We start from the raw sequence: 12,564 nt of genomic DNA on the forward strand, positions 1-12,564 counted from the left end.
AATGCTCAGTGGGATCGCAATTCGTCCGTTTGCCAACGTCAATCTTTCAGAGTGGACGATTAGCGGACTGCGGTCGTCAGCAGCAATCGGCATGCCGCGAGGACTTTCTCGACACGCCCGAGCAAATGAGGCGGCGATCGCGAGCCAGCGTCAGGCACACATTTTGCTTGACCATCGCCGCATGCTAGACAGCCTCGATATCACTCAACTGCAAACGATCGCCACCGCTGGCGGCCTGGGTGCACTCCTAGGAATCGAACGTGAGTTCGCTCGCAAGCCCGCGGGCGTCCGGACACACATCTTCGTGTGTGCTGGGGCGTCGATGATGATGCTGCTGGCCCAGGAAGCGGTGAACCACTTCCAAGCCTTGGAACCCGATTCGATGCTTAGTGCAGACCCCATCCGGGTGCTTCAGGCAATCGTGGTTGGCATCAGCTTTTTGGGTGCTGGCACGATTGTGCACCAGAAAGGAGAACAGGTTGAAGGTCTAACCACCGCGGCGAGCATCTTCTTGACCGCGGGAATTGGCGTCGCGACGGCTGTCGAGCGAACCGCTCTGGCAACCAGCGTCGCTATCGCAGCGGTTTTTGTACTTCTCGTGGTTGGTTGCGTTGAAAACCGTATCGCGTGGTGGGTGAGTCGACGCAAAAAGCCAAACCCGCCCATCAATCACCCCGACGATCCACACGATCGGTGCACACCAGACGTTTGAATAAGTTCTAGCGAAGATCACCGTGAGTGAGCAACGGAACGATCGCTTCTCTCACGATGCTGCTGAACCAGGCGGTAAACCCATATCGCAAGCATCACTGCAATGACACCCGAGCTCACCCAACTGAGTGGACCTGCCAAGTCACCGTAGTTTTTACCCAACCACAATCCGATCACGGCCAAGAGTGCTGTCCAAGCGATAGTCCCGATCGCAGTGTAAGCAGAGAATTTTGCCGCTGGCATGTTCGCGAAACCTGCCGGGACACTGATGAGTGTTCGAAGCCCAGGGATCAGACGACACAAAAGCACGGCCGCCGCACCCCAACGTTCGAACCAGCGATCAACTTGGTCGATGTCGTTCCGGGAAATGGTCAGCCAAGCACCATGTTTGTCCACCCACGTCGCGAGCCGCTCCTTTCCGATCCGGCGAGCTACCCAGTACCACGCATAGGCACCGACAAATGAGCCAGTGCTGCCCGCGATGACAACCGCGATAAAAGAGGATTGCCCTTGGCTGACTGAGTAACCAGCCCACGGCATCACCAATTCGGACGGAATAGGAGGAAACACGTTCTCCAGTAACATCAGCATTCCAACGCCGAATGCACCGAACTGTTCCAAAATACTTTCGATCCACTGATCCATGATTGAACAAGACCTAACGAGTGCGGGTCAAGTCAAAGACAAATTCTTCGACCATCCGAAAACCGCTCGTGCAACCAACGACTGGTCGCAATCATCTTCAGAGTGACACTCAACCGAGTGACGGAGATGGGTTTCGGAAGAAAATACACGCCGACATATCGTCGGGCTTTCCGGGCGATGGCTTTGCTTCCCAAGGTGCTCGTCACAATGACGGGCAACGTTGCAATTCGCTGGTCTTTCGACCGCCGCATCGCGTCGACCAAATCGAAACCGCTCCAATTGGGCATTTCGATATCAGTGATCACCGCGTTGACGCTCTGCTTGGACAGCAACTCGAACGCTTCACAACCATCCGCCGCCTGAACGCTCTCAACTTCCAGATTGCGAAGGACTCGCGAGATGATCGTTCGCATGACTGCGACATCATCCACGACAAGAACATTCTTCATACCGATCGTTGGCAGCGGCAATTCATGTGCGACCTGCACGTTCAGCTCAACCATCGTCAGAGTCCTTCTTGCGATGGTTGATCAAAAGAGCCGAGCAATCGTACTCCAGCACGCCACCGGTCAACTTGATCGGCGGTGACAACTGCTCTGCAAGCTCACTGGCCTTCAATCCCAATGTGCCGAAGTTGGCAGTTTCAATCGTTGATGCACACGCGCCATAGGCAACGTGTTCGATGCCGGCCAATCCAATCGCGGCTAGGCACATTGGGCACGGTTCACCAGTCGAAACAAGCCACAAACCGGAAAGATCTGGTCCACCTAGCTTCTTCGCTGCCTTTCCGATGGCCACCACTTCGGCGTGCGCAGTCGGATCGCAGGTCGATACCACTTGATTGTGAGCAACTGAAATTTGCTTCCCGCTTTCGGTGAAGACACCTGCGCCAAAAGGATGTTCACCCATGGCCACACCTTCAATCGTCTTCGTCACGACGGACTTCATCCACTGGCGAAGCGTTTCGCTGTTAACTGCCATGGATGAGGACATAGATCTGAACCGATGAAGGAATGAATTGACAAAATTAGATACATCGCAAGTACCGTGCCGCAACCTTCACCAAGTGCCGCACAGCCCGCGATTCACTTGATTTCTGAACAGCACTGGACCGGAGGTGACGACCGGCGCGGTTTTGGGTCGATCATCAGCACTGAGCGACCAGATATCGCAGATTTGGAGGCCTGAGCAACGATCTATGCTCAGCCTGAAACTCGATTGAGAGCATTGCTTGGTCTGCAATCGACCGTTTCGCGTCAAATCAACCCAATGCGTCTCAGGCTGCTGGATCGCTCAACTTCGGCATGCAACCCGGACCAGTTGGGGCTTTGCCATGGTCTGAGGTAGTCAAACCCAAGCCGACGCGCACAGGGTTCAACAAGCCGCCAAACCGTTACTTCCGAGGGTCGTTCGCGGGCAACTTCTCGTGCCTCGTCGGAGTGATTCCTCCCGGATGCTCAACATAGATTTTCTCGCCGCAGTTGGGACACGCGGGAACGCGGTCGTCCACCGGCTTGCCGCATCCGGGACAAGGAGTGTGGTTGAGAGGGGCGGTGTCTTGTTTGGGTTCGTTCATCGTGGTGTTCCGTTTGAAAGCGGTGGGATCAGGACAGCAGGTTTCGAGTAGAAATCAAAACAATGCCGGCGTTTGCGCCTCGAAAGGCAGTGTTTGCTTGAGAAGTCTTCCGTCAAAAGTCACCCGCAATCGGCGAGCCAATCATAACGGCGAGGGTTTTGGCCCGCCGTTTGCTTCAGGGCTTCATCACAACGCAGCAACACGTTCAGCGAAGCTTGATTCGCCCAACCAAACCTCACTCAAATTGACAGGACTTCCCGTGAGCCAAAAGTTTCAAATCAACCAATACGTTCAGTGGAACTACGGCGGTGGAACGGCCAAGGGACAGATCAAAGAGTCCTACAAAGAAAGGGTGACCAAAACCATCAAAGGCAACGACGTGACGCGGAACGCCAGCGATGACGAACCGGCTTACTACATCGAGCAAGAAGACGGTGATCACGTGCTGAAGAGCGAAAGCGAACTGCAGGACGCGTAAGGCGATTCGCTTCTGATGTGAGTTCGACAACCAAAAGCAAATTTCCGCTTCCAACAATTTCAAACAAACCCATGAATCGCAAAGCAATCATCACCGGCGGAAGCACAGGCATCGGCCGCGCAACCGCGGTCGCCCTCGCTCGATCCGGACACGATGTCGCAATCACCTACGCACATGGTGAAGACGACGCCAAACGCACCGCTGAAATGGTTCAAGCCGAAGGACGTGTGTGCGTGGTCAAACAGTTGGATCTGTCCAACCCTGACACTGCGAATCCAGTCGTCGATGAGATGGTTGACGAACTGGGCGGCCTCGATGTGTTTGTCAACAACGCTGGGATGATGGTCAATCAAACGATGCCTGATCTCGACGTCGAAACCGCTCAGCGAATATTCAACGTCAACACGATTGGTGCAACGCTTGCGATCCAGCGAGCCGTGCATCACATGTTGCCGGGCGGTTTGGAAGGCGACGCCAAATCAACTCCGGGTCGAATCATTGTCGTGACCAGTGTTCACGAAGCGATCGCCAGTCCGGTCGACACGCTCTACACGATGACCAAACACGCTTTGGGTGGTTTGGTGAAGTGTTTGGCGTTGGATCTGACTCCGCTGAACATCACGGTCAATTCCGTCGCCCCCGGCGAAATTGCCACTCCGATGAACGACATGGATCCCGATGACGCCGAGAGCTCACCACGGGAGGCGATTCCGGTCCGCCGGGTTGGTCACCCCGATGAAGTCGCGGCCGTCATCAATTTTCTTGCCGGCGAGCAAGCGGGATTTGTCACCGGGGCACGCTGGCCGATTGACGGTGGCTTTGAAGCCGCCGCACCACTCGCCGCCAGTGCTTTTCGAGAAGACTACTTGGCTCAGTAGCCCCACCATTCGAGCCCTTTCACTATCAACGGCAGTCACTGCCATCACAAACACCAACGAGTTCAAACGATGTCGACTACAACCCAAACTCAATTCAAACGCGATATTCTTCAAGACGAAACCACCGCGGAAGTCACTGCTTTGTTGCAAGACAACCTGACCAACCTGATCGATCTGGCTTTGCTGATGAAGCAAGCCCACTGGAACGTCGTGGGTCCTAATTTTCGAAGCATTCACTTGCAACTCGACGAGATCATTGATTCCGTTCGAGCGGGAAGCGATGAAGTCGCCGAACGGATCGTTACACTCGGCATTCCAGCTGACGGCCGCGTTTCCACGGTCGCTGCCGACAGCAATGTGGCAGGCTACCCTGACGGATTCGTGAAAGTCTCCGAAACAATTTCGCGAGTCGCGGACGCTTTGAAACAAGTCATCGAGTCGCTGCGTTCGGCGATTGAGAAACTCGGCGATCTCGACGCGATCAGCGAAGACATGCTGATCGCAATCTCGGGTGAACTCGAGAAGCATCTGTGGATGCTTCAGGCCCAAGAAGTCTGATCCCCGCGACGGACGCCATTGCCGGCAATTCGTCGGCCGTCCGCTGATCGCATGAATTGCGGACGCAACTACGAAGGACTTTTCCTCCACTCACACAAAGAGCTCACACATGTTGATTCCAATCATTGGCTGGATCATTTTCGGTTTGATCGTCGGCGCCCTCGCCCGGCTAATTTATCCCGGACGGCAAAACCTCGGCATCGTCAAAACAATCTTGCTCGGTGTTGTCGGTTCATTCGTCGGCGGCTTCCTCGCCTTCCTGTTGTTTGGCGGATCGGCCATGCAAGCGTCCGGATGGATCGGTTCCATCATCGGTGCCGTTGCGGTGCTCGCAATCGCGACTCGCTGGAATAGCAGTTCACAGCAATCGATCACCCATTGATTGGCTGACGAGCGACTGTCACACAAATTGGCGAGAGGTTTTTCCTCTCGCCTTTTTTCGTGTTGGCTGATTTTCGTTCGCATTGGCCTCCGATTTGCGACTCTTTGCAATCGTTTCCGAAATACTTCAACCGAAAGAAGCACGATGAATACTCACGAAAAGCTAATCGACCTGATCCAAGACTTTGATACCGCGATGCTGATCACGAAAGCAGATGACGGTGGTATGGACGCTCGCCCCATGGCGATCGCGGAAGCAACGGACGACGGCCAATTGTGGTTCGTTACCAATCGGAACTCTGGCAAGATCGCTGAGCTGATGTTGGACCGTGATGTCGCGGTAACGATGCAAGGTTCAAACAAATTTGTGACGCTGTCCGGCAAATGCCGAGTCACCGACGATCGGGCCAAGCTGGACGAACTGTGGAAGGAAGCCTGGAAGGTTTGGTTCCCAGAAGGCAAAAACGATCCCAACATCACATTGCTTCGCGTTGAGCCCGAACGCGGGGAATATTGGGACAACAGCGGCTTCACTGGCATCAACTATCTGCTGCGTGCAGGCAAGGCTTATGTTCAGGGCGAACGAGCCGAAACCGACAAAAACATCAACGCTACCGTTTCGCTTTGAAGCTAGCTTCAAACAATCACAACGAGAGTTCAGTCCAAAGAGCACGATGATGATTCATCGCGCTCTTTTTGTATAACACGTGTCCTCCAGATTCAGGAAGCGAAGCCAAACACAAACGCACCATAAAGATTCTTCCCACGGCACAGCCCCCAATGCTCCTTTCGAATACAGAGGTTGTGCAATTTCCTGTTGCCGCTTTTCGGCAGATTTGCACACGGTTTACCTCTCCCGAAACGAAGCTTGGCGGAGGTCGAGCGAAGCCGTTCAGGCGTACGCGAGGGAGGGGGCCGCGCATGGGAAACAACACGCACTCGCCTCCTCCGTAGTTCTCGCCGAACGCTCGCAATCCTCCAGCTGCTGCTGGTCGATTGAACCGACAATGAGGTTTCAACCCATGTAGGATGGGCACTCCTGCCCGTCCAAGTTTTGGATGTCTGTAGGATGGGCACTCTTGCCCGTCGAAGTTGCGGACGTCGGCCAAGAGCGGCCAACCGACAGCAAAATCGACTCGCCCTTTGCCAAAGCGCGAGGTTCGCGGGACGTCACGAGCACAGCACTTTAAAACTGCACGACCTCTACATAGACCAGTACCAGCATGAGCAGTGAATCCTTCTCCGATCGTTCGGTCCCATCCGACGAACACACGACCCGCCGTGGATTCATGAAGGGCACCGTTGCCGTGGGAGCGGCGGCGATGACGGAACCTCTGATTGCGGCACCGAGTCCCCAAGAAAAACCGATTCCCATCATTGATTGCCACATTCATCTCTTTGACGGATCGCGTCCACAGGGTGCACCCTACGTTGGCCCCGGAGGCGATTCTCCCACCACCGCCCTGCCGGCTGACTATCGCAAGCTTGCCGTTCCACTAGGAATCACCGGTGCAATCAAGGTCGAAGCCAGTCCGTGGGTGGAAGACAACCTGTGGGCACTGCAAGTCATGCAGCCCGACGACATGATGCTGGGACTGGTTGGGAATCTGCGGCCAGAGAAACCGGACTTTGGTGAACTTCTCGCTCGACATGCGAAGAACCCTCTGTTTCGAGGCATCCGCTACGGAACCCTGTGGGGCTACGACTTGACGAAGGTGATCGAGGACGACGTGTTCATGAAAGGGATGCGTTTGATGGTGGATCTCGATCTGTCGTTGGATGTTGCCAACCCATCCGTGCGATTGCTGGAAGCCGTCGTGAAGCTGAACGAACGTCTGCCAGACTTGCGCATCGTCATCGATCACCTGCCACGATTAGAACCAACCGCCGCCAACCAAGCGGCTTACGACAACGTGTTGAATGACCTGCATCATCGAACAAATGTGTTTGTCAAACTCTCGGGCTTGATTCATCGCATCTCAGGCAAGATCGTGAAAGATCTGGAGGTGCATCGTCCAGGCCTGGATCGACTGATCGAGGTGTTTGGAGACGACCGAATCCTCTTTGGCAGCGATTGGCCCAACAGCGACCGAGCGGCTCCTTTGGAAGAAGTCGTGGGCATCGCGAAAGAATACTTCGCTGACAAACCACGTGAGCTCCAGGAAAAGTACTTCTGGAAAAACGCCCTCGCAGCCTACAAGTGGAAGCCGCGAAAAGACCTTCGAAAAGGCGTCGTTGAATAACATGCTGGGGCGACTGCCGCCGCCTTCCCCGTTCTCTTTCCATCTTCCCTTTCAAACATTTTGCATGAAGACAACTGCCTGCCTGTTGCTGGCCCTTCTGACCATGTCGAATATCGCGTACAGCGATTGGGATCTCCATGTCGCCGCCGATGCAACTGCTGGTGGTGACGGAAGTAAGGCCCGCCCCTTTCGATTCCTGACCGAAGCCCGCGACGCGATCCGCAAACTCCGGATTGATCGACCAAGTGAATCCGCTCGTGTTCTCGTGGGAAATGGTCGTTATGAAATCGCGCAGCCGTTGACGTTTGAAGTCGGCGATGGAAATGTGACTTACGAAGCCGCACCGGGGACAACCCCGGTGATCTCAGGAGGTCGTCTGATATCGGCTCAGTGGTCCGAGGGCGAAGGAGGCACTTGGACGACGCAGCTTCCGCCGGAATGGCGTTTTGAACAGATGTGGGTCAACGGGCAACGGGCTGTCAGAGCACGCGAACCGGACAATTTTTTTCACTACATGGTTGGATGCCGAGAACAACCGATCGACGGCGGCAGGCGTGCTCGGCAAACAATCTCAGTACGTCCAGAAGACATTGCCAGCCTGGAAGGACTCACTCCGGAAGAGATTCGAGAAGTACAAATCCTGGCGTTTCACAAATGGGATACCACCCGCCGATTCCTGGACAGCGCCGATGCGAAGAACGGCCAGTTGGTCATCTCAGGGAGGAAGATGAAAAGTTGGAACCCGCTGACACGCAACACGGGTTACGTCCTTGAAAATTTTGCCGCGGCACTCGACGAACCGGGGGAGTTCTTCCTGGCACCGGGAGGAAAACTCAGCTACCAACCTCGTGCGGGTGAATCGATGGAGGATGCTGAGTTCATCGTTCCCGTCTGCAAAGAGCTGGTAGTGATCCAGGGCGACGCGGCGAACGATCAGTTCGTTGAAGGCCTGGAATTTCGCGGCATCGCGTTCCGACATTGCGGCATGCTCACGCCGCGGTCCGGCTTTGATCCATCCCAAGCGGCCTCTCCGATTGAGGCCGCGGTGCAAATCGACGGGACGAAAAACGTCGTGTTCGATCATTGCGAGATTGGTCACACCGGTGGGTATGGCATTTGGTTCCGCAAGGGCTGCACGGGAGGCCTCCTGAGGCAGTGCTTCGTGCACGACTTGGGCGCAGGTGGAGTGCGTGTTGGTGAAACAAGAATTGCATCGAACGAATCTGAATGGACTCACGACATCGTTGTCGACAACAACATCATCTACGATGCTGGGCATCTCTTTCCATGTGCGGTCGGCGTTTGGATTGGCAACAGTGCTGACAACGAAGTCACGCACAACGAAATTTCGAACATGTACTACACCGGCATCTCGGTCGGTTGGCGTTGGGGATACGATCGAAGTCTGGCATCGGGAAATCGAATCGAAAACAACCACATCCACCACCTCGGCAAAGGCTGGCTCAGTGACATGGGCGGCATCTACACGCTGGGGCCGTCGCAGGGCACTGTGCTGCGAGGCAATCGGATCCATGACATTGAGTCTTGGGGATACGGCGGGTGGGGGCTGTACAACGACGAAGGCAGCACCGGCATTTTGTTGGAAAACAACCTCGTCTATCGCACCAAATCCGGCGGGTATCACCAGCACTACGGCCGCGAGAATGTGATTCGCAACAACATCTTTGCGTTCGGTCGCGAATACCAGATCCGGCGAAGTCGAGTTGAAAAGCATCTTTCCTTCACCTACGAACGGAACATCGTTCTGTGGGATTCCGAGAAATTGTTTCATGGCAACTGGGGCGACGGTGGCGTTGAAATTGGTGGCAACCTGTATTGGCGAATGGGCAAGCCGGTTGAGCTTGGAAAGGCCGATACAAGCGACAGTTCAATCGTTGCGGATCCGCTGTTCGTCGATCCGTTGAACGATGATTTCCGTTTTGCAGACCCATCGGTCGCGAAAACGATTGGCTTTCAGCCATTCGATGCATCGCAAGCGGGCGTCTATGGTGACGAAGCATGGAAAGAACACGCCAAGTCGCTTTCGTTGCCGGAAATGCGTCAGGCACCTCCCCCTCCGCCGCTCACCTTTCGCGAAGACTTTGAATACGGCGATCGCCCGGTTGGCTCATCCGTTTCGGTCACGCCGGAACTCGGCGGAATCCAGGTGATCGAGTCACCGGTAGCAAGAAGCGGGACCAAGGTCTTGCAGTTCACCGACACGCCCGGTCAGAAGCACCGTTACTATCCGATGCTGACTCTCAGCCCGAAGCACAGTGAAGGCACGACGAGTTGCCAGTTCGCGATCCGACTGGGAAAGAACGCCGTTTTCCAGCATGAGTGGCGAAATTCCAGCCACCCTTACCAAAGCGGCCCCAGCCTGTGGTTCGAAAACAGCAAGCTACGTTCTTCGAATCGCATTCTGACAGAACTCCCAATCAACGAGTGGATCCTGATCGATGTCACGGCAAAGCTGGGTAAAAATGCGGGCCAATGGAGCGTCTCAGTGACGATCCCCAACCAACTGAAGAAAACGTTTGATCAGCTACCGCTCGTCAGCGATGAGTGGGAACAACTCGACTGGCTGGGATTTGTGAGTCAGGCGGACACTGATGCGGTGGTTCTGCTCGATGATCTTCAATTGACTCATTCAGAGTGAGCGGTGTGCCAGACGCGCGTTAGCATGCGATGCGTCTACCTGTCATCACTTTGCCCGATGTCGCAGAAACGTGCGTCACTTCCGCAAAGTCTCTTTTGCAGCGTCTTTCAAACGTCGGAAGCTACGACATCCTCGACGACTTCAACGCGTGCATGATCGTAAATGGGACAGAAGTCTGTCGGCGGATGAAGTCACGACGGATTGATGGGGCTGTAGCGGATGAGGCATGGGGCAAAAGGGATTCAGGCAAATTTTGAACACAACCATGTTGAGACTCTGAGACAAGCCTTGGAAAGGTGTCATGATTTCTTGAATTTTCGTCGTCATTCTTTTAACAACACTGGCTCGCCTTGCCCACGCTGCCATGACTCGTATCAACACCAACGTTTCGTCGTTGGTCGCCCAGAACCGCCTGGCGTCCAGCAACAATGACTTGCAGCAGTCGCTCACGCGTCTGTCAACGGGATTGCGAATCAACAAGGGTTCGGATGACCCGGCGGGTGTTTTGGCCAGCGGAAGTTTGCGGGCGGAAATCACTGGGCTGACCAAAGCGATCAGCAATACGACACGTGCCAGTCAGATCATCAGTACCGCCGACGCCGCGCTCGGCCAAGTCGGAAACTTGCTCAACGACATCCGCGGCTTGGTCGTGGAAGCGGCCAATACCGGCGGCCTGTCAAATGCTGAAATTGCAGCCAACCAATTGCAGATTGACTCGTCACTTGAGGCAATCAATCGAATCTCACAAACGACCACCTTTCAAGGTCGAAAGTTGCTCGACGGTTCGCAAGACTATGTCAGCACGCTTTCGACCACGCCCGGGATTGCCGACTACGCGATTGACCAAGCGAATCTCGGCACGGCGGGCAGCGTGGACGTGGAAGTCAACGTTGCGGCCGCTGCGACAAAAGCGGGCATTTCCATCAATGGGGACGCCTTTGACCCACCACTAGATGGTGATGCGGTTGCAACGAGCAAACTCGAAACCAACACGTACTATCACGCGGTGCTGAACGACAGTGGTATCCGTATCACTGGCGATTTCGACTCGGTTCAATTCATCGACGACGGTAACTTCAACAGCCTTCCGGCAGCATCGATCAATGATGGCGTTTTGACGCTTCGTTACGACTCGTATGATCAGCCGCACAGCATCGCTTTCAGTGCGTCAGCGATCAACAGTCTGCCCGGCATCGAGGCCAATTGGGAGGGAGGGCCGTTCGAGAATACACAGCAAACAGGAGTCGTCCGGCCGGTTCACGCTGGGATCGAAGTTGCGCGCAGTGACGGCGGCAACATCGCGATTGCATACACCGACTCGGATCAAGCCGCGACCACGGCGTCCTACGATGAACAGACCAACACCGTTAACATCGCTTTGGGTACCGACGAGACATCCAAAGGGTTCGTCGACATTGCTCAACTGGTCAACGACCTCCCGGCACTTTCCGATGGCACCGAACTGACCGCGACGGTGATCGACAGCGACGGAGAAGAAACAACCGGACCATCACAACGCCTGAACCTGACCGCGGATGATTTCAATCCAAATACCACCAATTTTGAGCCCAAGCTAAACGGAGATCTCATCTTCGAACTTAGAGGAAGCATGGGCAGCGAAACCTTCCAGTTCTCCGACGGTGCGACCGCTCTTCAAATTGCTGCCGCGGTCAACTTAGTGAGTGATTCAACCGGAGTGGTTGCCAGTACTGAAAACGGGCTGAACTTCACGAGCCAAAATTACGGCAGCGACGAGTCCGTCGAAATCGAGGTGATTGGCGAAGGTGAGGCAGGCACGTTCAAAAGTAGTCTGAGTGAAACCCGTGGTCTCGGAAGTGACGTCGAAGCAACCGTCAACGGTGTGACAGCAGGCGGAAGCGGAAACAAACTGTCGATCAACACATCCACCTTGGACCTTTCAATCACCGTTGAAGACGGCAGCAGCTCCAATTTCAGCTTCAGCGTCACCGGCGGAGGAGCAACGTTTCAGCTTGGACCGGATGCCACTAGTGCGCAACGCGCGTCGCTTGGCATCGGCAGCGTTTCAACAGGAAAGCTCGGCGGAGCAGCAGGGCGACTGTATGAACTTGGTAGCGGGCAATCCAAATCGCTGACCAACGATGTTCACGGTGCGGCCAAGGTCATCGACGAGGTCATGGAGAAAGTCTCGAACATGCGTGGGCGATTGGGATCGTTCCAAACCACAACCCTGCAAAGTAGCCTTGTCTCGCTGAGTGAAACGAAAGCGAACCTTCAAGAAGCAGTTTCATCTATAAGCGATGCCGACTTTGCTCAGGAATCCGCGAATCTGACGCGTGCGCAGATTCTTGTGCAATCCGGCACCAACGTTCTTTCGCTCGCCAATCAAAACCCACGAAACGTACTCTCGTTGCTGGGGTGATGGCTTCAACAACATCGTTTCGCCAAATCTCCAT

At 55.0% G+C, this 12,564-nt stretch carries 13 protein-coding genes; 9 read left to right on the plus strand and 4 right to left on the minus strand.

Translation table 11 applies throughout. The annotated features are described in order from the left end of the window. Positions 1-181 precede the first annotated feature (181 nt). On the plus strand, positions 182-712 hold the full coding sequence (locus tag RE6C_RS25780) for an MgtC/SapB family protein (protein ID WP_052035042.1): 531 nt from the start codon (positions 182-184) through the stop codon (positions 710-712). A gap of 17 nt (positions 713-729) precedes the next feature. Here RE6C_RS25780 and RE6C_RS25785 read toward each other — a convergent pair whose 3' ends face one another. The 4 genes from RE6C_RS25785 to RE6C_RS25800 form a co-directional block, all read right to left on the minus strand. Next, positions 730-1,356 (minus strand): DedA family protein, encoded by a 627-nt coding sequence (locus RE6C_RS25785; RefSeq protein ID WP_008661391.1) that lies wholly within the window; start codon positions 1,354-1,356, stop codon positions 730-732. Between the two features lie 32 nt (positions 1,357-1,388). Next, on the minus strand, positions 1,389-1,859 hold the full coding sequence (locus RE6C_RS25790) for a response regulator (protein WP_008661392.1): 471 nt from the start codon (positions 1,857-1,859) through the stop codon (positions 1,389-1,391). After that, positions 1,852-2,337 carry a nucleoside deaminase gene (locus RE6C_RS25795; protein ID WP_008661393.1) on the minus strand — a complete coding sequence of 162 codons (486 nt, stop codon included), beginning with the start codon at positions 2,335-2,337 and terminating at the stop codon, positions 1,852-1,854. The genes RE6C_RS25790 and RE6C_RS25795 overlap by 8 nt, the downstream gene beginning before the upstream one ends. A 412-nt stretch (positions 2,338-2,749) precedes the next feature. Then, positions 2,750-2,932 carry a zinc ribbon domain-containing protein gene (locus RE6C_RS25800; RefSeq protein WP_008661394.1) on the minus strand — a complete coding sequence of 61 codons (183 nt, stop codon included), beginning with the start codon at positions 2,930-2,932 and terminating at the stop codon, positions 2,750-2,752. Between the two features lie 259 nt (positions 2,933-3,191). On the opposite strand from RE6C_RS25800, the gene RE6C_RS25805 reads away from it, so the two are divergent. The 8 genes from RE6C_RS25805 to RE6C_RS25845 all read left to right on the plus strand — a co-directional run bounded on the left by RE6C_RS25805 (position 3,192) and on the right by RE6C_RS25845 (position 12,530). After that, positions 3,192-3,410 (plus strand): hypervirulence associated TUDOR domain-containing protein, encoded by a 219-nt coding sequence (locus RE6C_RS25805; RefSeq protein ID WP_008661395.1) that lies wholly within the window; start codon positions 3,192-3,194, stop codon positions 3,408-3,410. A gap of 71 nt (positions 3,411-3,481) precedes the next feature. Beyond that, positions 3,482-4,288 carry an SDR family oxidoreductase gene (locus RE6C_RS25810; RefSeq protein WP_039963496.1) on the plus strand — a complete coding sequence of 269 codons (807 nt, stop codon included), beginning with the start codon at positions 3,482-3,484 and terminating at the stop codon, positions 4,286-4,288. A 69-nt stretch (positions 4,289-4,357) separates the two neighbouring features. Further along, entirely contained in the window at positions 4,358-4,846 is a 489-nt protein-coding gene (gene dps / locus RE6C_RS25815; RefSeq protein ID WP_008661397.1) for a DNA starvation/stationary phase protection protein Dps, read from the plus strand. A gap of 109 nt (positions 4,847-4,955) precedes the next feature. Beyond that, positions 4,956-5,228, plus strand: coding sequence for a GlsB/YeaQ/YmgE family stress response membrane protein (locus RE6C_RS25820; protein WP_008661398.1), 273 nt, complete (start codon positions 4,956-4,958; stop codon positions 5,226-5,228). Positions 5,229-5,372: 144 nt separating this feature from the next. Continuing rightward, positions 5,373-5,855 carry a pyridoxamine 5'-phosphate oxidase family protein gene (locus RE6C_RS25825; protein WP_008661400.1) on the plus strand — a complete coding sequence of 161 codons (483 nt, stop codon included), beginning with the start codon at positions 5,373-5,375 and terminating at the stop codon, positions 5,853-5,855. Between the two features lie 595 nt (positions 5,856-6,450). Next, positions 6,451-7,470: an amidohydrolase family protein gene (locus RE6C_RS25830; protein ID WP_008661402.1), complete on the plus strand. Its 1,020-nt coding sequence runs from the start codon at positions 6,451-6,453 to the stop codon at positions 7,468-7,470. 103 nt (positions 7,471-7,573) lie between these two features. Further along, positions 7,574-10,129, plus strand: coding sequence for a right-handed parallel beta-helix repeat-containing protein (locus tag RE6C_RS25835; RefSeq protein ID WP_008661403.1), 2,556 nt, complete (start codon positions 7,574-7,576; stop codon positions 10,127-10,129). A gap of 364 nt (positions 10,130-10,493) precedes the next feature. Next, on the plus strand, positions 10,494-12,530 hold the full coding sequence (locus tag RE6C_RS25845) for a flagellin family protein (protein ID WP_008661404.1): 2,037 nt from the start codon (positions 10,494-10,496) through the stop codon (positions 12,528-12,530). Positions 12,531-12,564 lie beyond the last annotated feature (34 nt).

The organism is Rhodopirellula europaea 6C (genome assembly GCF_000338295.1).
Classification (GTDB): Bacteria; Planctomycetota; Planctomycetia; order Pirellulales; family Pirellulaceae; genus Rhodopirellula; species Rhodopirellula europaea.

What these genes read in the sequence shown, in the direction of transcription:
- RE6C_RS25780 (WP_052035042.1), top strand. Translation starts at nt 182, where the DNA reads ATGCTAGACAGCCTCGATATCACTCAACTGCAAACGATCGCCACCGCT.
- RE6C_RS25785 (WP_008661391.1), bottom strand. Translation starts at nt 1,356, where the DNA reads ATGGATCAGTGGATCGAAAGTATTTTGGAACAGTTCGGTGCATTCGGC.
- RE6C_RS25790 (WP_008661392.1), bottom strand. Translation starts at nt 1,859, where the DNA reads ATGGTTGAGCTGAACGTGCAGGTCGCACATGAATTGCCGCTGCCAACG.
- RE6C_RS25795 (WP_008661393.1), bottom strand. Translation starts at nt 2,337, where the DNA reads ATGGCAGTTAACAGCGAAACGCTTCGCCAGTGGATGAAGTCCGTCGTG.
- RE6C_RS25800 (WP_008661394.1), bottom strand. Translation starts at nt 2,932, where the DNA reads ATGAACGAACCCAAACAAGACACCGCCCCTCTCAACCACACTCCTTGT.
- RE6C_RS25810 (WP_039963496.1), top strand. Translation starts at nt 3,482, where the DNA reads ATGAATCGCAAAGCAATCATCACCGGCGGAAGCACAGGCATCGGCCGC.
- dps (WP_008661397.1), top strand. Translation starts at nt 4,358, where the DNA reads ATGTCGACTACAACCCAAACTCAATTCAAACGCGATATTCTTCAAGAC.
- RE6C_RS25820 (WP_008661398.1), top strand. Translation starts at nt 4,956, where the DNA reads ATGTTGATTCCAATCATTGGCTGGATCATTTTCGGTTTGATCGTCGGC.
- RE6C_RS25825 (WP_008661400.1), top strand. Translation starts at nt 5,373, where the DNA reads ATGAATACTCACGAAAAGCTAATCGACCTGATCCAAGACTTTGATACC.
- RE6C_RS25830 (WP_008661402.1), top strand. Translation starts at nt 6,451, where the DNA reads ATGAGCAGTGAATCCTTCTCCGATCGTTCGGTCCCATCCGACGAACAC.
- RE6C_RS25835 (WP_008661403.1), top strand. Translation starts at nt 7,574, where the DNA reads ATGTCGAATATCGCGTACAGCGATTGGGATCTCCATGTCGCCGCCGAT.
- RE6C_RS25845 (WP_008661404.1), top strand. Translation starts at nt 10,494, where the DNA reads ATGACTCGTATCAACACCAACGTTTCGTCGTTGGTCGCCCAGAACCGC.